This is a genomic window from Chryseobacterium arthrosphaerae (assembly GCF_001684965.1).
Lineage (GTDB): Bacteria > Bacteroidota > Bacteroidia > Flavobacteriales > Weeksellaceae > Chryseobacterium > Chryseobacterium arthrosphaerae.
The window spans coordinates 41,957-62,283 of the sequence record NZ_MAYG01000023.1; the positions used below are offsets into that span (position 1 = coordinate 41,957).

A 20,327-nucleotide genomic window follows, 5' to 3' on the forward strand; every position below is an offset into this window, starting at 1 on the left:
TTATGAGAAAACTATATGCTATCGTATGTTTAGCTCTTTTGTCAAATGCATACAAAGCACAAGAATCACTACCATACTATCAGCAATATCTTTTGGATGGTGAGTTCCTGTTCAACCCAGCTCAATACGGAAAAACAGATTACGTACAGCTCAACGCCAATTATCAACAACAATTTTCCAAATTCAGCAATTCTCCGAATGTACAGTCACTCGGGATCAATGCGAATATCTTTGATAGAGTGGGTGCTGGTATCTCCGTATTCAGAGACAGCAACGGGCCTATTTCTGCTGGTGGTATTACAGCAGGTGCTTCATATTTTATTCCTTTAAGCAGTGAAGGAGACAGAAAAGATCAGTTCTCTTTCGGTACAAGCGTTAACTTTTATAACATGAATTTTGATTACTCCAAAATCAATACTGAGGAAGGAGGTGATCCATTATTAAGAGGTGAAGAAAGTAATATCTTTATGGTATATGCCAACTTCGGTTTAGCAGCTACCTACAGAGGATTATTCGGAGGCGTTTCCGTGAATGATATCGCATTAAGCAATGATGCTTCTATCGTCAACAACTACGAGCCTTCACCAATCAAATTTTTCTTAAACTTAGGGTATAACTGGAATATCGCTGATAATATTACCTTAGCACCTTCAGCTTTGATCAACCTGAATACCAACTCAACAAGAATGATCGACTGGAACCTTATGGCGACGTTCTCCAATGATATCAACGCATTCTCTTTCGGGGTAAGCTACAGAACGGTTCAGAACAGATTCGACAATCAGAACCTGAGTATCTCTCCAATTGTAAAAGTGAGATTCAACAAATTTATGATCGGAGCAACGTATAACCTTGGAATATCTGATATTCAGTCTTATGGAGGAAACAGCTTCATGATCGGTCTTGGTTATAACTTCGATAACTTTATTAATGTTAGAGGATTTAGATATTAATCAATTTAATTTAAATAAATTTGAGCTCTGGATTTTTCCAGGGCTTTTTTTATGATATACATTCACATCCCTTTCTGTAAACAGAAATGCAGCTACTGTAACTTTCATTTTTCAACATCTTTGAATTTCAAGGATGAAATGCTGCGTGCTATGAAGACTGAAATCATGCTCAGAAGGAATGAACTGCAGAACAAATCTCTGAAATCATTGTACTTTGGAGGGGGAACTCCTTCTATTCTCTCAGTAGATGAGATCAATTCTTTAATTGATGAAGTCCTAAAGTACTTCAGTTTTGAAAAAGATATAGAAATTACTCTCGAAGCCAATCCCGATGATCTGGATAAAAATTTTTTGAAGCAGCTGGCCGGAACTCCTGTCAACAGACTTTCGATAGGGACCCAAAGTTTTTTTGAAGAAGATCTTAAACTGATGAACAGGGCTCACACTGCGTCAGAAGCAGAGAGTTCGATCAAAAGGGCCCAGGATTTCGGATTTGAAAACCTGAGTATTGATCTAATTTACGGTTCGCCTACCTCCAATCTTGAGATCTGGAAAGAAAATCTAAACAAAACCATAGCACTGGAGGTTCCTCATATTTCTTCCTATGCTTTAACGGTGGAACCCAAAACTGCTCTGGAAAACTGGATATCAAAAGGAAAGGTGAAAAGTCCTAAAGAAGAAGAGCAAAACAGGGAATTTTATTATCTGTCGGATTTTCTGAAAGACAATGGCTTTGAACATTATGAAGTATCCAACTTTGCGAAGCCCGGATTCTATTCCAGACACAATTCTGCCTACTGGAAATATCAGGAATATCTGGGAATAGGCCCCTCTGCCCATTCTTATAACGGTTTTGATGTCAGGAGCTGGAATGTAGCCAATAATCAGCAATATAATAAGAAACTTAATGATAAACAGCTGGCAAAAGAAGAAGAAATTCTATCCCTGGAAGATCAGTTCAATGAAATGATCATGATCGGGTTGCGTACTACCTGGGGAGTTGACCTGGAAAGCCTGAAAAGTAAATTTTCAGATAGAATGCAGGAACACCTTCAGGCAGAAATCAAATCTAAAATTGAAGAAGGCGTTTTAATCATTGAAAATAATCATTTAAAAATCCCTGAAAAGCACTGGTTCATGGCAGACGGAATTGCTTCGGATTTGTTTATCGTATAATGTGGGTAGATATACAAGTATGCCATAAAATTCACTATTTTTGTATAAAATTTCACTTCATTTGAAAACTAAAAAACAAGATTATTCACATCTTTCACCCAGTCAGCCTATCGGGATTTTCGACAGCGGGGTAGGAGGGCTTACCGTTGCCAAGGAAATCAAGAGGCTTCTTCCTAATGAAGACCTTATCTATTTCGGAGATACGAAGCACCTTCCTTATGGTGAAAAGTCGAAAGAAGCTATTATAGAATATTCTACAAAAATCACCAATTTTCTGCTGGAGCAGAACTGTAAAGCTATTGTCATTGCCTGCAATACGGCAACAGCTAATGCATTGAATGAAGTGATGCAGTCGGTGGCCGGAAAAGTTCCTGTAATAGACGTGATCAACCCTGTTGCTGAAAAAGTATCTTATGAAATACACAATAACGTAGGAGTTATTGCCACTAAGGCCACCGTGAATTCCGGATTATATAAGAAAAGCATCAGAAAGCATAATAAATGGATCAAAGTAGACGAGCTCGCAACTCCACTGTTGGTGCCTGCCATTGAAGAAGGGTTTAAGAACCATCCCATCACACACGCTATTATCTACAATTATCTGAGCAATAATAAACTGAAAAATATTGAGACCCTGATCCTGGGGTGTACCCATTATCCGCTTCTGATTGATGAGATCAAACAGTACTACGGAAACAGGGTGCGTGTCATCGATTCTCCCAATATTGTAGCCAACCATCTGAAGATCATTCTGGATAAGTACAATCTTCTGAATGATAACAATCCTAAACCGAATTATCATTTCTATCTTTCAGATCTTACCAAGAACTTTGAAAAGATCTCCAAGAAATTCTTCGGTAAAACAATTGATTTGGAACTGAAAGTATTATAAATATAAAGTCTGCTTCAACAATGAAGCAGACTTTTTTATTTTTCCCGCCAATTTCGCAGATGTTTGTGGAAAATAAGACAGCGTAAATGCAGACAAAAGATAGCCTTTCACGTTAGCTCTGTTTACTTAATTATATCAGGAGAAATCTGCGTTACCTGTTAAATCTGCGAGATCATCCTAAAACATAAAATTCCTGAGATCACCTGCAGCCATCGTTCAAGATAGCATTGGTATTTGTGAAATAGAGATTATGCCTCCACGATTACTTTTTCAGCTTTCAGCCTTGATTTCGGATTGAATTTTGGTTGGTTTGTATCTGTTTCATCTTTCTGTCCGATGGCAACTGCAAATAGCGTTTCATATTTTTCATTTTTCAGCAGATCATCATACTGTTCCGGCTCGATGCCTTCCATTGGTGTAGAATCTATTCCCATAGCTGCACACGCAGAAAGCAATACGCCTAAAGAAAGGTAAACCTGATGCCCTAACCAGGATTTTACCGACTCTTCACCTTTGATTTTTACCCTGTTTTTGTAGTAATTCACATTTCCTTCCGGAAGGCTTTCTTCAATCTGCTGTTCAAAATCTGCTGTGTTCTTCAAAACCTGAAAAATAATCAGGTGGCTGCAGTCCAATACTTTTTCTTTGTTGATGAAAGACACTTCTGCCAGTTGTTTCTTCAGTTCAGGATCACTTACAAAGATGAAGTTCCATGGCTGGCTGTTAATGGATGAGGGGCTGAGATTCAGAATTTCTTTAAGCTCTTCAATCTGTTCATCACTGATTTTTCCTTGAGGGTTATACTTTTTTACAGTATACCTGTTTTTCATTTTGTCTAAAAAGTTCATAATTTTATACTATCATTTTTATAGTTACAAAATTAATTTAAGTTTATTAACTTTGCAATAACGGTAAAAAATGATAGTATAAAAATGTATACAATTGATAATAAAAAATACCCTTGCTGTACCAGTGTAACCATGCGTTTTATAGGAGGGAAATGGAAAGCAGTCATTTTATATCACCTGATAGACGGTGCGAAAAGATATAATGAACTGAGGAAATTGATTCCTACGATTACAGAAAGAACCCTGAGCCTTCAGCTTAAGCAGTTGGAGGAAGATCATATTATCGACAGGAAGGTATTTACAGAAAAGCCTCCTTTAATGGTTGAATATACCTTAACGGATTTTGGAAAAACCCTGCTTCCGGTGTTGGAAGCCATTACAGACTGGGGTAAAAGTGCTCCCGAGAAATCAAAAAAAATAATCAGGAATTAAAGTTCCTGATTATCTTCTTTATTCGGTTCAAAAAAACTGAAACTCACGTTTCCGTATTTTCTGGTATCGGTCAGATTGGGGTGTTCAAGCTTCATGCGGCTCTGATGTTCCACAATAAGAACTCCGTTCTCTTTTAAATATTTATTGTTTAAAACCAGCGAGATCAGCTCATAGTACTTTTTCTCTTCCATTTCAAAAGGAGCATCTGAGAAAACAATCTCGAAGGATTTTTTGTTTCTGAATTTTTTCAGCCAGTCAAATACATCACCTCGCTGTACATTGATCTGAAGTGCCATGTCAAGTTCTGAAGCGGTAGAATTGATAAATGCTGTATGCTTTGGATTCATTTCTACAGACATGATATCCTGACATCCTCTGGAAGCAAATTCCAGGGAAATAGACCCGATTCCTGCGAAAAGATCAAGCACGGAAATCGACTGCATATCATATTTATTTTCCAGAATACTGAATAATGCTTCTTTAGCAAAATCAGTGGTTGGCCGCACTTCAAAGTTTTTAGGTGCAGCAATTTTTTTGGCTTTCCATTTTCCGGATATTATTCTGAACATATTTTTCGTAGGGTTTAGGTAATAGATTTCAGGTGACAGTGTAGGGGATCCGATCCCAAATAGCTGCGGTCTGCAATCTAATTAAGTATAAAATTCTTGTTGGGAATATTGTCAAAAACAATTTTCAGGTTTTTAACGAATTTCTGAAGTTCGGATATGAAGGTTTCGTTTTCCGTTGTTTCACCATAAGCATAAAAGCTGGTTTCATTGATTCCAAAACCTATCTTGCTCAATGTAAACATGATAAAGTAAAGAAAATCCACCTCCGAATTGACATCCAGATTGTTGTAAAGAATAATCTTTTTGTTATCAATGGCGAAAAACTCACATTGATTGTGATAAAGGTTGATGTGAATTTCCTTATTATTCTTATTACTAATGGAGCTCAGGAACTTTTCACCGGAAAAATTGAAATGAACCGGCAGGGCCAATTCTTTTATTTTTCTGTAATAATCTTTCGGGAAAGTATAATAAAACTGAATTCCGAATTTTTTATTGATAGACAGCATCAGCTCTTCTTTATCACGGTCTGCCGGAGCATTGAAGGCGATAAGGTCAAAGCCTGTATCATGCTGGGAAAAACCTTCCGGCATCAGTGTAAAATGATTCAGTGCCGAAATCACCTGAATTTCATCAAATCGCTGCCTGATAAGAACTTCATCAAGTTTTGCATCAATAAGATCAGCGGGAGTTTCTTCGGTAACGAAATAAGACTTTTCTTCCAGAATGCTCTTGTTTTTCACAATCTGATAGATCAGTCCGTCTTTGGTAAAAAGTAAATTAAGTACGTTCATATTTCAATTCCTGCAAATTTAGTGAAATTCTACCATTACCGCACCTGATTGATGGTGAAGTATTTCCTTATTATAAAAATCAATATTAACCTGGCTTTCCAGCACATCCCGCACCATTCTCTGCAAAGTTCCGTCACCAATACCGTGAACAATCTCCAATCTCTTCAGGTGATTCTTTCTGCAGAACTCAATCACTTCAATCAGTTTTTCTTTCTGAATAAACAATCTTTCGAAGCTGTCATAGTCATCAGGATTCTTTACCAAATTATGAAAATGCAGGTCTAAAACCAAATGATTTTTCTGATGTTTCTTAGAAATAATTTTTTTAGGCTCTGCTTTTTTTACGATCCTGATATTTTCATACAGATCAGCATCTTTCGGAACCAGTTTTTCTTTCGGATATTGATGGGTAAAGCCGTACTCATCTTTAAAAACCACAATATTTCCCTTCACGGAAGTGACTACTCCGCTTAAATCTTCATCTACTGCCGAAACCTTATCGCCGATCTTCATAATTTTTTTAAGACTTATCTGAATCCAATATCTGTACAAAGGTAGAAAGTAAAATGTATGAAGACAAGCCTCAAACTCTCAGACCCTCTCTCTCGTTATACTCTTGGCCCCAGTTCAATAACTTCCAGATCTTTGACCTCTTCGCCATCCACCACAAACCGCATCATCGTTCTCACTTTGTGCCAGCCCTGTTTTCCACAGGCACCGGGATTCAGGTGAAGCAGATTATTTTTCTCATCATACATGGCTTTCAAAATGTGTGAATGCCCTGAAATAAATAATCTGGGAGCTTTCTCAGCAATCTCTTTTTTTGTCAATGGACTATATTTCCCGGGATATCCACCGATATGGATCATTAAAACCTCCAGCTTTTCACAGAAGAAACGGTTGACTTCCGGAAATTCAGCCTGAATTTTAGCATTGTCGATATTTCCGTAAACGCCTTTTAAAGGTTTTATTTTTTCCAGCTGTTCAATGACATCCAGACTCCCGAAATCTCCGCAGTGCCACACTTCATCAGCCTGAGAAGCATATTCAAGAATGCGGTCATCTATATAGGAATGGGAATCGGAAAGGAGAAGGATCTTTGTCATTATCTAAGCGTTCTTTCAGTAATATTTTCGTCGTATTTATCTTTAAAAACAGCGACACGCTCAGAGTTCAGTTCTCCGTCATGATTGATCACTCTTTCTTTCAGCAGCCATCTTACCAGTTTCTCCATTCCTTTTTTAGAATTCATAAAATTGGCAATTTTGGCCATATCCGTAGACTCTACTTTTGTTTTTTCGGTCAGGAAATTGAGGATGAAATAATCATCACTTACATATCTTGGGGTTTCGTTATCCATATACCGGTAAAGAAGAACCTCCTCATCATCCTTCATAGAAAAAAATGAATATTGGGCTGCATTGATCTTTTCTGCTTTCAGGATCTGTTTCCCATCCAGTAAAACTTTATCATCCTTGATGGTTACTTCCTGAGAAAAATATAAATTACAGCTTATCATCAGTAAGAACAGGGCTAATAATCTGTTGAATCTCATTGTTTATTTTTTAGACTGCAAATATAAAGAAGCTTTAATTAATGGTGCTTTTTAGTAAGAAATATCTTTTGTCCTGCGTATAGAATCCAGTTTTTTTTCGATCTCTGCGCTGAAGACTTTTTTCAGCTTCAGTTCATTCTCCGTCAGTTTGGAAATGACAAATGTACCGTTCATATTGGCATTGGAAGGAAAAAGAAGGTTAACAGCCGTATCAGAAGCTTTTTTCCATGCTCCGATATACAGGTCAAACCTTAAATTTTTAGAAGGAGTATTTTCCTGCATATTAAACCTGAAAGGAGAACTTTCAAGATTTCCTGTAATTTTTCCGTTTTTCTGAAACCTGAGCCCATGTCTTTTTTTTTCAAAAGCCTTTTGCTTTTCGTAGGTATAAATATAAGTGTCCATACTTTTCAGATTCCATGTCTGAAGAAGTAAAGGATCAGAAGTTCTGTCCTGACTTTTCATGAAACCGACGGCAGAAAAAGATATTAAAAAGATGCAGACAGATTTTTTCATAGGATGATGGCTGATTAATGAAAAATAACAAAATTTTTTACGCTGCAAAGTTAGCATCATATTTATTAAATTTGGGAAAATTAAAAAAACAATGAAACAGAAATTTTCTTTTTTCATTTTTCTTTTGACCGTTGGATTGGCCAATGCGCAGGTTGAAGAAAAAAAGCTGGATGAACTGATCCAAAATACCTTAAAAACCTTTGACGTGCCGGGAATGTCGGTGGGAATTGTAAAAGATGGAAAAGTAACCTATTCCAAAGGGTTTGGTGTACGTTCTCTTACTTCCAGACAGCCTATGGATGACAATACACTGGTAGGTATTGCCTCCAACTCCAAAGGATTTACCTGTGTAGCACTAGCGATCCTGGCCGATGAAGGAAAATTGAACTGGGATGATAAAGTTTCAAAATATATTCCTGAATTTCAGATGTACGATCCGTACGTTTCCCAAAATGTAACCGTAAAAGACCTGATTACCCACAGAGCCGGATTGGGATTGGGACAGGGAGATCTGATGTTTTTCCCGGAAGGAGGAAGCCTGACCGTCAATGATATTGTTCACAATGTAAGATACCTGAAACCGGAAAATCCTTTCAGAACAAAACTGGATTATAACAATATTATGTTCATTGTAGCCGGTGAAGTGATCCACAGGGTCTCCGGATTAAGCTGGGCGGAATTTATTGAGCAGAGAATCATGAAACCGGTAGGAATGACATCCAGTTTCGGAAGCTATACCAGAGCGAAAGCAGCTGCTAATAAAATTGATGCGCACGCTCCTGTAGACGGAAAAGCTGTTGCTGTTCCTCATGACTGGAATGAAACAGCCAATGCCGCAGGAGGGATCATGAGTAATATTAAAGATATGACGACCTGGGCAGAGTGCCTTTTGAATAATTTCACCACTAAAGACGGTAAAAAATTAGTTTCCGATAAAAATGTTCAGCAGTTATGGAGCCTTCAGATTCCTGACAGGGTAGCAGCAAAGAATCCTTATGATACAAGCTTTTACGGATATGGTCTAGGCTGGTTCCTGAGTGATGTGAAAGGCCACAAGCAGGTACAGCATACGGGAGGACTGATCGGTACGGTAACCCAGTTTACCCTGATTCCTGACCTGAAACTGGGAATTGTAGTATTAACGAATCAGCAATCCGGGGCAGCTTTCAATACGATTACCAATACGGTAAAGGACTCTTACCTTGGCGTGGCAGACAGAAACTGGCTGAAGACATACGGAGACAGAATGTCTAAAATGGAGGCAGAGTTTAATAAGCAAAAGAAAGATGCCTATGCCAAATCAGAAGCATTCAAAAAAGAAAAAGCACTTCAGCCAAAAGCAGAGCAGTTTACCGGAACGTATAACGATGCCTGGTTTGGAGATGTAGAAATTGCGCAGCAGGGGAATACCTATAGAATTTCATGTAAAAATTCACCGAGATTAAAGGGAGAGCTGCTTCCTTATTCTAATAATTCCTTCATTATCAAATGGGATGACAGGAGCTATGATGCAGATGCCTATATCATCTTTGATTATGTCGAAACAGGTAAAGCACAGTCGGCAAGGCTGAAAGCAATTTCTGATGTAACGGATTTCAGTTTTGATTTTGATGATCTGGATCTGAAGAAGAAATAATACAGGATTGATAGAAAATATTGACAGGAGAACGGGCTTTGGTCCGTTCTTTATTTTTAAATGGATATTCAATAAATACAAATGGCTCACATTAGTTTTCCATAATGGTGGTTCGTTCGCAGATTGGGCTGATGACGCAGATTTTTAGAATGATAAGACTAATGCTGTAAATCAACGAATTCCATAGAAACGGGCTTTAGTCCTGGTTTACTGAAGAAGATTAAGGTCTTGCTGTACCAAGGAAAATTCTGTGTTGAAATTTTGTTTTTCAAAGAAATTTTTCAGCTCAAGAAGTCTTTTCTTATTGTCATAAGGTATACTGGAGTTCAGTTTTCTCTGACATAACGAACAGGCTCTTGCATAATGAAAATCGGTTTCAGTAAGGGAATTGGTTCCGTTCATCACACAATTGGCATTCAGGCAGTGGCTGATCCCAAACATATGCCCGATCTCGTGGGAACTGATTTTTATTAATCTTAAAAAACTTGTATTGAAGTTAGAGTCTGTTAACGGGCCGCCGGCAAATCTGTACATCGAGGTAACGCCTACGCCGTCTTCATAAGAGGCAAGTCCAAAAACATAGTTCCATTCAGGTTGGGGAAAAAGATCTTTCTCTGTGATTCCCATCAATACAACAGCATCTTTGGGTTTTCGTCTGATCAGGATACTGTCTAATACATAGCCTGCCAATAGCTGCTCCTTGCCCTCATCAGCAGTTCTTCTTACATTTTCAGGGAAAATATCGTTGGTCAGTGCCGGAAGAATCTTCGTTTCCAGCTGAAAATATATTTTTAAATATTCCCTTGTGAGTTCTATTTCCTTTTGCTGAAGCTCATTGAACTGCCCTATCGGCTGAAGATAAATTGTATTTTTATGGGGTTCCGGCTTAATTTTTTTTAATTTCCGGAAGTCTTCGAATTTCTGAAATTTTTCATCATGATTATACCTCCAGCTTCCGGGTTTGGGAGTGGTGGATAATTTTACATCATTGCTTGCTATCGTTTCAAAATAGGTCTTTTCCTTTTTCTGACATGAAAAAAAGAATACAGAGACTATGGCATAAAGAAGAGTCGGGATAAGATTATATTTTCCCGGGCTCATAAAAGAATAGAAGTTTCTTTTTCGCACCGTCGAACTCGGACCATGAATTGCAGTCTACTTCAAAGCCGGCTACTCCGCAGGTAGGAAAATGAAAAATATCTTCAGAAATGGAATTGGCAAAATTGGAGATCCCATTATTGTGGGAGAAAAAGGCCACTGAGTTCAGATTGTCATCCAGGTCATAGATGACAGATTCAAAACTTCTTTCTGACGGATTATATAATTTTTGATCAGTAGAACAGTTCAGCTGATAAGTCTGATTAAAAATCTTGCAGGTATTAAGGGCACGCACTGCCGGGCTCGATACAAAATGATCGATGGAAATATTATTGTTTTTAAGGAATCTTGACATGTTCATAGCATCCTCCAAACCTTTGTCTGCCAAGGGTCTGTCAAAGTCGTCGGTTTCTTCCGGCCAGTCGCTTTTTGCATGTCTAACGAGGATGAGTCTCTTCATATATCTGTTTTTTGGAAGATTAAAATTATAAAAAAAATAATGGAATAAAACATGATTTATATAAAAAAACTGCGTTATGAATAAAATCAGTAAATTTTACTAAATTTGCAGACTTATGGGACAAATCCTTGCAATAGACTACGGAAAAGCCCGTTGTGGCATCGCTGTGACGGATGATATGCAGATTATAGCCAGTGGGCTGGAGACTGTGGATAACCGTTTATTGATGGATTTTCTGAAAAAATATTTCAGTGAAAATAAGGTAGAGGAAGTTGTGATTGGGCTTCCCACAGATCTGAAAGGAAATGTTTCAGAAGTGGAAACCGATATTTTAAAATTCATTGAAGAATTTAAAAAAGAATTTTCGGATATTGCGGTCCACCGTTTTGATGAAAGATTTACATCCAAAATGGCCTCGTTTTTTATTTCACAGAGTGGGAAAAATAAGAAAAAGAGGCAGGAAAAAGGATTAATAGATAAAGTAAGTGCAACCATCATATTGCAGAATTTTTTAGAACAAAGATTAAGATGATACTACCGATAAGAGCTTTTGGGGATCCTGTTTTGAGAAAAGTGGGAAAAGATATAGATAAAGATTACCCCGAATTACAGGAACTGATAGATAATATGTTCGAAACGATGTACAGTGCAAACGGAATTGGTCTTGCTGCACCTCAGATCGGTTTGGATATCCGTCTGTTTGTAATAGATGTGACACCTCTTGCAGAAGATGAGGATTATGAAGACATTAAAGATGAGCTGGCTGAATTTAAAAAAGTATTCATCAATGCCAGAATTCTTGAAGAATCCGGGGAAGAATGGAAGTTTAATGAAGGCTGCCTGTCTATTCCGGATGTGAGAGAAGATGTAAAAAGAAAGGGCACAATCGTTATTGAATATTATGACGAAAATTTTGTAAAACATACAGAAACTTTTTCCGATATTAGAGCCCGCGTAATTCAGCATGAATATGATCACATTGAAGGGATTCTGTTTACCGATCACCTGAGCGCTCTGAAGAAAAAGCTGGTAAAAGGTAAACTGACAAAGATCTCCCAGGGTGACGTAAACATCGGTTACAAAATGAGATTTCCAAAATAATTTAAACAAGGACAAAAAGAGATAATAAAAAGCAAAAAGCCAGTGCTGATTGCAGAATTTACAAAAAATAAAATTATGCTGTTAGAAAAAATAATTTCAATTTCTGGAAAACCAGGACTTTACAAATTAGTTTCTCAATTAAGAAACGGATTCATCATTGAAGATGTTACCAACAAGAAAAAAGTAAGCATTGGAAACTCAAGCCAGGTAAGCTTATTGGATAATATCGCAATGTTTACATTTGAAAAGGAAGTGCCTTTGTTCGAAGTTTTTGAAAATATTGCTAAAAACAACGACTATAAGGAAACGATTTCTCACAAATCTTCAGATGCAGAGCTGAAAGAGTTTATGTTAGCTTCTCTTCCTAACTATGATACTGAAAGAGTATATGCTTCTGATATCAAGAAATTGGCGCAGTGGTACAACATCCTTCAGAAAGCGGGATATATTACTCCTGAAAGCTTTGTGAAAGCAGAACCGGAAACGTTAGATGGTGAGCCTGCTGAAGAAGTAAGCATTGAAAAAGAAGCTAAAAAGGCAGCTCCGAAAGCAGAAAAACCTGCTGCACCAAAAGTAAAAGCTACTTCAGCTGCAAAATCAGCTCCTAAAAGTACACACAGAAAACAAGGATAATTCATTTTTGAATTGAAATATAAAGCCCTGTCAGTACACTACTGACAGGGCTTTTTGCTTTTAAGGAGATGGAGATATCAGTAGCAGCGATTAAGGAAATTTCTGTAAAGATCAAATTTCGACTTTATCTTTAAACGGTAAACATTAAACACGAATCCTGCAACCCACACCCACAACTTTCATCTCCAACGTTTGCAGTAGTGCCAAAATAACCCTTACATTTGTATAACATTGAATTTCCCATTACTTATGAATACGAAACAGGAAAAGCTGGAAGCTTTCGGAAGGTTACTGGATATTATGGATGATTTGCGTGAAAAATGTCCATGGGATCAGAAACAGACTTTACAATCCCTTCGTCATCTTACCCTTGAAGAAACCTATGAGCTTTCTGATGCTATTTTACAGGAAGACCTTCTGGAAATAAAGAAAGAGTTGGGAGATGTCCTGCTTCATTTGGTTTTCTATGCTAAAATCGGCTCTGAGAAAGAAAGCTTTGATATTGCAGACGTGATCAATTCTCTCAACGAAAAGCTGATTTTCCGTCATCCCCATATCTACGGAGATACGGAAGTGAAAGATGAAGAGGAAGTAAAGCAGAATTGGGAAAAACTGAAACTGAAAGAAGGCAATAAATCTATTCTGGGAGGCGTACCCAAAAGTTTGCCCAGTCTGGTGAAGGCTTACAGAATTCAGGATAAAGTGAAAGGAATTGGTTTTGAATTCCATGATGCGGAGGATGCCTGGAAAAAGGTAGATGAAGAAATTCAGGAGTTTCACGAAGAAACGGATCCGGAGAAAAAAGAGCAGGAGCTGGGAGATGTATTTTTCTCATTAATTAACTATGCACGGATATCGGGGATTAATCCGGACTCTGCACTGGAAAGAACCAATCTGAAGTTTATTTCAAGATTCCAGAAGATGGAAAAACTTGCAGATGAGCAGAACCTGAAGCTTGCAGAGATGTCTCTTGAGGAGATGGATGTTCTTTGGGAAAAGGCCAAAAAGCTTCAGTAATCCCGGCTGGAATGATTAATGCTATTTATGTTCATAAAAAAAATAAAAATAAATATGTTACGCTTTCTTATGTTACCCGCTTTGTTTTTACTGAGCTGCAATCCAAAAGCTCAGAATTCACCTCCTAAAGAGGATGAATTGAAAGTAGAGTTTACACTGCCCAAAAAACTGAAAGAAGTTTCAGGAATTACACTTTCCAAGGATAAGAAAACCATCTGGGTGATCGAAGACAGAGGTAATAAAAATGCTGTGTACGGCCTTAATGAGAGTGGTCAGATGGTGGCCAAAGTACCGGTTGAAAATAGTGAAAACACAGATTGGGAAGACATTATATCAGATCCTCAGGGAAATATCTACATCGGGGATTTTGGAAATAATAATAACGACCGGAAGGATCTTGCTATTTTAAAGACAGATCTGAAAGATATTACCCAAACGACAACGAAGGTGATCCAGACTACCAGATTTCATTATCAGGGTCAAACGGAGTTTCCACCGAAAAAATCCAATTTACTTTACGACTGTGAAGGTTTTGTAGAAATGGACGGTAATTTCTATCTTTTTACAAAAAACAGAAGCAAAGGGTTTGACGGGACTTTCCTGGTGTTTAAAGTTCCCAACAGAGAAGGAGATTTTGAAGCAAAATTAATAGGAACCCTAAAGCTTCAGGGAGGCTATAACGATGCGGCTATTACATCGGCAACCATCAACAGTACGAAAGATAAGATTGTATTGCTGACGCATAAAAATATTCATGTTCTTACCGGATTTACCGCTGATGACTTCAATGCTGCCAAGATTCAGAAAATTTCCCTGAACCATAATTCTCAGAAAGAAGCTATTGTTTTTCATGATGATAAAACATTGCTGATTGCAGATGAGAAAGATAAAAGCGAAGGAGGAAACGTATATAAATTTTCTTTTTAGGAGCTATATTCTTATTTTCGCAGTCGATTAAATGACTATGAAAAAATTATTTTATATTGTATTTGCACTCAGCTTATTTTCATGCAGTACAGATAATGATGCAACAGAGAATTCTCAGGCAGATTTAGAACCTGATAAAGGATATATTTTTGAAATGGACCTTCGTTCTGTAATGCCCAGCCCGGAAAAATATTACCGGTTTAGCTATGAAAGCGGACGCTTAAAAAGTATGCTTGGGAGATCTTATCACCATTCAAGTATAGGAAGTGTTTTTCATCCTGATGTACTTACACTATTTACATATTCCAATAATAAGGTACAAATAGATTATTTAGGACCTGAAGGCAGTGAAGTTTATAGAACAGCCTATTATTTGATGGAAAATAACAGACCTGTCAAAGAAGAAATATATGATAATTATACTAAATATCCTTCTTATCTGGTAACATCAAAAACTTATACATACGAAAATAATAAAATAAAAATATACCAAAAAAGAGGAGGAGTAGAATATTACACCACGTACTTTTTTGACAGCCAACAGAATCTTACTAAGAGTGAAATATTACAAAAGGCGGGTGGTATTGATGAAAAAGTTACCACTACCACATATTCTGACTTTGATAATGCTAAAAACCCATTCAAAAAACTCTATCTGATTAACGATGATTTTTATGAAAAAGGTTTGTCCACAAATAATTTCAGGACTAAGGAAACGGTAAGTCAATATCTGCCCACTCCTGCCAATGGTAATACGAACTATCCACCGGGATATGCAAAGGATCAATGGTCTTACAATTACGATTCCAATGGCCAGATATTATTATATTATCCACTTAAAAAGCTGTAATAAATCAAAATCCACAGAGCATATCTGTGGATTTTTTTAATAATAGAGTAGAAATTGAAAATGATTAATTTATTGTATTACGGAGTAAGATAAGATATATGAATATTGCCGCTTGACAACCTGAAATCCTGGGTATATCGGCAGCGTATCCTGAATGTATCACCTGCATTAAAGAAATTGATAGAGGACAGATTATGATTGAGCCCTGTGGTACGTTCACCGTGTCCTGTGGAAATTCCGGCTAAAGTAGTGAGTGTCGGTGAAACCCTTTGAATATAAGAGTTGGCCGTTCCTGCCGTTTGTCCGGTGGGATTTAAATTCAGATCATAGGTCACGTAAGGAACAATATTGTAGAATCCGGGTTTAACCACTGTGAAAAGTCCTGTAGAGGAGTTATAGGTTAAATAAGCCGTATCAATTTTATTGCTCACATTAAAGATGTAGGTTTGGGAATAGTCTTCATGAGTACTGACCGGAGTGCTGTGGGTACCGGTATAGCTTCCGCTGGCCGGGCTGATGTTATTTTTGTTGCCCACATAGATCACTTTTAAAAAGTTCTCTGATTCAATACTTTTCCATACCGGTGCATTTCCGGTTCCGTTTGACATTAAAAATTCGCCCTTATTACCTGAATATCCTTTTGATTGTGCATCACCCCCTACATTCAGGTCCTTTACCACCTGAAGGGAGCCGTTGACATGAAGAGTATTTTGAGGTGTGGGAGTTTTTATCCCTACTTGGGCATGTAGACTTATAAACATGACAGATAATGCCATATATAACAGCTTCTTTTTCATTCAATTGTAGATTTGTTTTGTTTGTTGGGGCAAATATAGAATGTTTTTTAAATGTCTGTTTTTTAATGAATTGACAAACATATTGAGCAATTTATATATTTGATCTACAGGTATAAAAATATGGCCCTTATTTAAAAGCCATATTTGTTTTATTGGTGAAAATATGAATCAAAAAATTAGAATTATTAATTTTATTTTAAATTACATTTTTTTAATAGTTAATTCTTTTTGCTGTTGTAATGTTTTGATTTTTAATGTTTTATAACTAATTTATTGAAAATAATTCTAATGTATAAAATTAGAATTATTTTGTCTTTTTAAAACCTGCATTATTTAGAATTTCATCCCGATTCCTGCAGAAACCCTTCCTCCGTCTGCACCGTAGAAATAGTTCAGACGTGCAGACATCATTTCTACGATACTCAGCCAGACTCCGGCACCGGCAGACTGATGCCATTTTCTGGAATTTTCATTGTCATTCCATACACGGCCAATGTCGTAGCCGATAAGAATTCCCATATTGGCAGGCACAATGTTGTTTCTTATTCTGCCGAAATCCCATCGTATTTCTGAGTTATTGATAAAGTAGGATCTTCCGGAGAATCTCTCGTTCCTGAAGGCTCTCATTCCGTTATTTCCTCCAATAGCAGCAGCCTGATAGAATTCGAAATGATTATTGTTGATCCACATCACGTTGCTGGAATTGGCAAAAACAAAATTTCCCTTTTTGTCAATTCTGTGATCAATGGCTAATCTACCTTTTAAAGTCAGGAAATTTCTGTTGAAATCTGACAGGGTAGCTTTCCAGTTGGCATTCAGCATAAACTCCAGTCCAAGAGTAGGGAAGGCTGCATTGTCTGCATTTTTATAGCCAAAAGTATAATTGGCTCCCACAAACTGCTGGCTGTTGAATACTTCCGGACTTACATCCGGAGACAGGTTGATGAATCTGCCTTCTTTTCTCTGTACCTTATTGTCTTCAAAAGTAAGCTGGATCTGATGGCTGAGGTTCATCCAGCTCTTTTTAGCAATGGATGGTGCAAAACTGAATTTCGAAATTCTTGCCCTGTTGTATTCTCTTTCCGTATTTTCTTTGTCATACGGGCTTTCATTAGACAGCCCAAAGAAATTCTGGGAAAACCTTGGCGTGGTATAGAAGGCATCTAAATTAAGGTCCCATCCGGAAATAGCTTTCTTGAAAATTCCTTTATATTCTACACTGAAACCTGCTGTAGCCGTATAAAAATTGGTTTTTAAGCTATGTCTCTGTGTAAAAGGATCACGGATAAAATTATTCACCGTGTAATTAGCCAGTACGCCAATGATCACTCCGTCATCCGGGTTGTAATCTACATTAGGGTAACCGGCAAAAGCACTGTATTTCGGATGTTTGTAATTGTATGAATTGATATCATAATCATCGGTAATGTTCTTCGTAGCATTACCTGCGTTATAAGTATTCTTCTGCGATTTAAAATCATAGATCTTTACCTTTCTTCCGTCGGCTACATTATACGTATCATGATTATATCCGCCTATCAGCCTGATGGTCATTTTAGGATTTCCCGTACCCACTACCTCATAGATATCATCGTCCTCCAGCCCGTAGATCCATAATTCTTTTGTTTTTGAATCATGGTAGGTTTTCTCAAAAACAAGTTCATTCTGATCTTTATTTTTACCTAATTTATATTGCTGCACCTGTACAGAATGTCCGTTTTTGGTAATGACAAATCTATCCGGGTTCACTGTTCCTGCTAAAGGAACTTTTTTCTGCAATACATCATAATACTGAGACGCATATCCCTGGAGTTTGGTTTTGCGGATTTTCAGTTTTCTCTGGATATCATCTATTGTTTCATCCTGTACTTCTTTCGGAAGATTATGGAAGGCATCATCAATATCGGCATCCGTTAAATGCTCCTGAATGTATTTGGCCTGTGTCTCCCAGTCTTCCTGGGTTGCTCCTTTCAGAAAGACAAGATCCATAGGATAGGGCTCCATTGCAAGCCATTTGACACTGCTGATATCTTCTGTAAAGGTTTTCATATGACGGATTGCAGGAACGTTCATAATAATTTTAAAAGCAGCACCGTCATATTTACTGAAAGCCTGATCCCGGTCTTTAGGAATAGGCTTGTAGATGATCCTGTCTCCCACTTCATATTCTGCCCATTTCCACTGATCGGAATGTCTGTCCCAGTCACCGATCAGCATATCAAAAACCCTTGCCCTGATGTAGGATTCTTTATCTACCGAATATTTGTTGCTTTTGGAAAGATTCTTCAGAACATCATCTGTTGAAACAATATCTTTGGCATTGTCTAATGAGGCTAATGTTTTAGGATCAGAAGAAAAACGTTCTTCAATCATATACATTTCGTCACCATAGTTTTCGTTATATCTTCCTAAAGCCTGCTGTTTGGGAATAAAATATAATTTCGGATTGCTATGGAAAATATTCAGCTTTTCTGACATATTCCCGATGGTAAATGGAGTGAACGGATGATTGGTAGTATAAAAATCCAATAAGAATTTTTCCGGAAACGTATCGGTCAGTTCTTCTCCCAATGTACTTTTCTGGAAAGCCATGTTGTTCAGGAAACGGATGGCACTTTTTTTCACGCCCCGCATTACGAATTCCTGTCCGTCAGCTGCTTTAAGCCTTAAGCTGTTAGACTGGTTTCCTCCTCCTTCTCTGAAAGGGACATAGCCGCCATTCAGTTCAGAAAGGTTGGCCGTAGGTGCTTCAATAGGAATTCCGTAATATTTTCTGTAGTGGTCTCCCCAGAGCCAGCGGTAAAATTTCCCTTTCTGGGTAAGCTGTACCGGATAAATGGTAGAAGAGAATGTAGCCGGAAAAGAATTGGGAAAATTATTCACAAATACATCCGGTTTCGATATCACTGAAATATGGGTGAGTTTTTGAAGCTGAGCATCTTTTGTGGAAAAATATTCAACATCCGTACTCTGGTCTTTTCTGAAATTTAAAACAGCAAATCCGCTGCCACCGTACGAAAAGTCTGTTTTTTCAATTATAGTGGACGGGTCAACTTTAGATCCGGCTCCGCTGATGATCTGCCTCAGATTTCCATCTTCATGATATTGTAAATTATGGTCATGTCCGGACACGAAAATAATATTTTCCTTATCCTGAACAATACTTTTCAGCCTGTTGGCGAGGTCTGCATAATGCCGGTTGTTGATATCTGCGGGGCTTGCGCCTGATGAACTTCTCAACACATTCAGAAAGCTTGCTACAACGGGAACAGGAACCTTACTGTTGAAAGGGAAAAGATGGGATCTGGCCGAACTGAAACCTGCATGGGTTCCGCTGCTGATGATAGGATGGTGCAGGGCAACAATAATTCTTTTACCCTGATTTTTGATGATAAGATCTTTAAATTCGGTAAAGAAATCCTCACGGGTTTTGATATTACAGTTTTTGTTGATTCCCGGGTAATTATCCCAGTTGGTGATCACCCATTCCGTATCAATGGCGATCAGCTTGATGTCTTTGGATATGTTGATATCGTCAATAGGGCAGCCGTTTTTTGGAAGGAAAGCTTTTTTGTCATCAAAATATTTTTTGACGAGTCCTTCCTGGGTGTTGAGCCCTTCCAGTCCACTGTACCAGTCATGATTTCCCGGAATCACCAATGTTTTTCCTTTGAAATTCCTGGTAATGGCGAGCTGATTTTCAAGTTTTATTTTTGCTGAATCATAATCTTTATCAGTTTCTTTAGGCATTCCGTTAGGGTAGATGTTATCACCTAAAAAGATCAGCATAGAATTGCTATCTGCGGAGTCCAGCTTGCCTTTCAGTAAATTTAAGGTCTTTTTTGCCTGGGGTTCATCTGCATTTCCGGCATCTCCAATCAGGAACAGTTTAAAATCACTTTCAGATTTAATGTCAGAATTTTTTACTTCAAATAAGTTTTTGCCCTTTTGTACGTTATATGTAGCGCAGGAGTAAAGGGCTCCGGCGGACATTACTGTTCTCAGAACAACAGAAGTATTTTTTAGATGAGTTTTAAAGGATAAATTCATAAATTTACATTAACAAAATTTCA

22 protein-coding genes are annotated in these 20,327 nt (G+C 37.6%); 11 read left to right on the forward strand and 11 right to left on the reverse strand.

The annotated features are described in order from the left end of the window. Nucleotides 1–2: 2 nt before the first annotated feature. From BBI00_RS19195 to murI, 3 genes are all read left to right on the forward strand, one after another. Nucleotides 3–953, forward strand: coding sequence for a PorP/SprF family type IX secretion system membrane protein (locus BBI00_RS19195; protein ID WP_065400473.1), 951 nt, complete (start codon nt 3–5; stop codon nt 951–953). A gap of 51 nt (nt 954–1,004) precedes the next feature. Next, nucleotides 1,005–2,129 (forward strand): radical SAM family heme chaperone HemW, encoded by a 1,125-nt coding sequence (gene hemW / locus BBI00_RS19200; protein ID WP_083988589.1) that lies wholly within the window; start codon nt 1,005–1,007, stop codon nt 2,127–2,129. Between the two features lie 61 nt (nt 2,130–2,190). Continuing rightward, a complete protein-coding gene (murI, locus tag BBI00_RS19205) occupies nt 2,191–3,021 on the forward strand; it encodes a glutamate racemase (RefSeq protein WP_065400475.1) in 831 nt (276 codons plus the stop codon). A gap of 248 nt (nt 3,022–3,269) precedes the next feature. Here the strand turns inward: murI and BBI00_RS19210 are convergent, their stop codons facing one another. Next, nucleotides 3,270–3,869: a nitroreductase family protein gene (locus BBI00_RS19210; protein WP_065400476.1), complete on the reverse strand. Its 600-nt coding sequence runs from the start codon at nt 3,867–3,869 to the stop codon at nt 3,270–3,272. Between the two features lie 84 nt (nt 3,870–3,953). On the opposite strand from BBI00_RS19210, the gene BBI00_RS19215 reads away from it, so the two are divergent. Continuing rightward, the gene (locus BBI00_RS19215; protein WP_065400477.1) at nt 3,954–4,301 is read left to right on the forward strand and encodes a winged helix-turn-helix transcriptional regulator; all 348 of its coding nucleotides are present in this window, start codon (nt 3,954–3,956) and stop codon (nt 4,299–4,301) included. Here BBI00_RS19215 and BBI00_RS19220 read toward each other — a convergent pair. From BBI00_RS19220 to BBI00_RS19245, 6 genes are all read right to left on the reverse strand, one after another. Continuing rightward, nucleotides 4,298–4,870, reverse strand: a complete 573-nt coding sequence (locus BBI00_RS19220) for an RsmD family RNA methyltransferase (protein ID WP_065400478.1) — start codon at nt 4,868–4,870, stop codon at nt 4,298–4,300. The genes BBI00_RS19215 and BBI00_RS19220 overlap by 4 nt on opposite strands. Before the next feature lie 77 nt (nt 4,871–4,947). Beyond that, on the reverse strand, nt 4,948–5,664 hold the full coding sequence (locus BBI00_RS19225) for a DUF3822 family protein (RefSeq protein WP_065400479.1): 717 nt from the start codon (nt 5,662–5,664) through the stop codon (nt 4,948–4,950). Between the two features lie 18 nt (nt 5,665–5,682). Continuing rightward, nucleotides 5,683–6,177, reverse strand: a complete 495-nt coding sequence (locus BBI00_RS19230) for a Smr/MutS family protein (RefSeq protein ID WP_065400480.1) — start codon at nt 6,175–6,177, stop codon at nt 5,683–5,685. A gap of 95 nt (nt 6,178–6,272) precedes the next feature. Further along, nucleotides 6,273–6,770: a metallophosphoesterase family protein gene (locus BBI00_RS19235; RefSeq protein WP_065400481.1), complete on the reverse strand. Its 498-nt coding sequence runs from the start codon at nt 6,768–6,770 to the stop codon at nt 6,273–6,275. Then, nucleotides 6,770–7,219 carry a hypothetical protein gene (locus tag BBI00_RS19240; protein WP_065400482.1) on the reverse strand — a complete coding sequence of 150 codons (450 nt, stop codon included), beginning with the start codon at nt 7,217–7,219 and terminating at the stop codon, nt 6,770–6,772. The genes BBI00_RS19235 and BBI00_RS19240 overlap by 1 nt, the downstream gene beginning before the upstream one ends. A gap of 51 nt (nt 7,220–7,270) precedes the next feature. After that, nucleotides 7,271–7,735 carry a hypothetical protein gene (locus BBI00_RS19245; RefSeq protein WP_123902321.1) on the reverse strand — a complete coding sequence of 155 codons (465 nt, stop codon included), beginning with the start codon at nt 7,733–7,735 and terminating at the stop codon, nt 7,271–7,273. Between the two features lie 91 nt (nt 7,736–7,826). Here BBI00_RS19245 and BBI00_RS19250 point away from each other — a divergent pair, with 91 nt between their 5' ends. Continuing rightward, on the forward strand, nt 7,827–9,371 hold the full coding sequence (locus tag BBI00_RS19250) for a serine hydrolase (protein ID WP_065400484.1): 1,545 nt from the start codon (nt 7,827–7,829) through the stop codon (nt 9,369–9,371). Between the two features lie 207 nt (nt 9,372–9,578). Here BBI00_RS19250 and BBI00_RS19255 read toward each other — a convergent pair whose 3' ends face one another. Together BBI00_RS19255 and BBI00_RS19260 are read right to left on the reverse strand one after the other, a co-directional pair. Then, on the reverse strand, nt 9,579–10,472 hold the full coding sequence (locus tag BBI00_RS19255) for an archaemetzincin (RefSeq protein ID WP_065400485.1): 894 nt from the start codon (nt 10,470–10,472) through the stop codon (nt 9,579–9,581). Continuing rightward, nucleotides 10,453–10,929, reverse strand: a complete 477-nt coding sequence (locus BBI00_RS19260; protein WP_065400486.1) for a SixA phosphatase family protein — start codon at nt 10,927–10,929, stop codon at nt 10,453–10,455. The genes BBI00_RS19255 and BBI00_RS19260 overlap by 20 nt, the downstream gene beginning before the upstream one ends. Nucleotides 10,930–11,044: 115 nt before the next feature. Here BBI00_RS19260 and ruvX point away from each other — a divergent pair, with 115 nt between their 5' ends. From ruvX to BBI00_RS19290, 6 genes are all read left to right on the forward strand, one after another. Beyond that, the gene (gene ruvX, locus BBI00_RS19265; protein WP_065400487.1) at nt 11,045–11,461 is read left to right on the forward strand and encodes a Holliday junction resolvase RuvX; all 417 of its coding nucleotides are present in this window, start codon (nt 11,045–11,047) and stop codon (nt 11,459–11,461) included. Beyond that, nucleotides 11,458–12,030 carry a peptide deformylase gene (def, locus tag BBI00_RS19270; RefSeq protein ID WP_065400488.1) on the forward strand — a complete coding sequence of 191 codons (573 nt, stop codon included), beginning with the start codon at nt 11,458–11,460 and terminating at the stop codon, nt 12,028–12,030. Before ruvX ends, def begins: the two co-directional genes overlap by 4 nt. 75 nt (nt 12,031–12,105) lie before the next feature. Beyond that, on the forward strand, nt 12,106–12,663 hold the full coding sequence (locus tag BBI00_RS19275; RefSeq protein ID WP_065400489.1) for a DUF5606 family protein: 558 nt from the start codon (nt 12,106–12,108) through the stop codon (nt 12,661–12,663). Nucleotides 12,664–12,912: 249 nt separating this feature from the next. Next, a complete protein-coding gene (mazG, locus tag BBI00_RS19280) occupies nt 12,913–13,680 on the forward strand; it encodes a nucleoside triphosphate pyrophosphohydrolase (RefSeq protein ID WP_065400490.1) in 768 nt (255 codons plus the stop codon). A 54-nt stretch (nt 13,681–13,734) separates the two neighbouring features. Continuing rightward, nucleotides 13,735–14,607, forward strand: a complete 873-nt coding sequence (locus tag BBI00_RS19285) for an NHL repeat-containing protein (RefSeq protein WP_065400491.1) — start codon at nt 13,735–13,737, stop codon at nt 14,605–14,607. A gap of 37 nt (nt 14,608–14,644) precedes the next feature. Further along, nucleotides 14,645–15,457, forward strand: coding sequence for a hypothetical protein (locus BBI00_RS19290; protein ID WP_123902322.1), 813 nt, complete (start codon nt 14,645–14,647; stop codon nt 15,455–15,457). Between the two features lie 77 nt (nt 15,458–15,534). On the opposite strand, the gene BBI00_RS19295 is transcribed toward BBI00_RS19290, so the two are convergent. Together BBI00_RS19295 and BBI00_RS19300 are read right to left on the reverse strand one after the other, a co-directional pair. Further along, a complete protein-coding gene (locus tag BBI00_RS19295) occupies nt 15,535–16,254 on the reverse strand; it encodes a hypothetical protein (protein ID WP_065400493.1) in 720 nt (239 codons plus the stop codon). Between the two features lie 333 nt (nt 16,255–16,587). Beyond that, nucleotides 16,588–20,304 carry a metallophosphoesterase gene (locus tag BBI00_RS19300; RefSeq protein WP_065400494.1) on the reverse strand — a complete coding sequence of 1,239 codons (3,717 nt, stop codon included), beginning with the start codon at nt 20,302–20,304 and terminating at the stop codon, nt 16,588–16,590. Nucleotides 20,305–20,327: the final 23 nt, after the last annotated feature.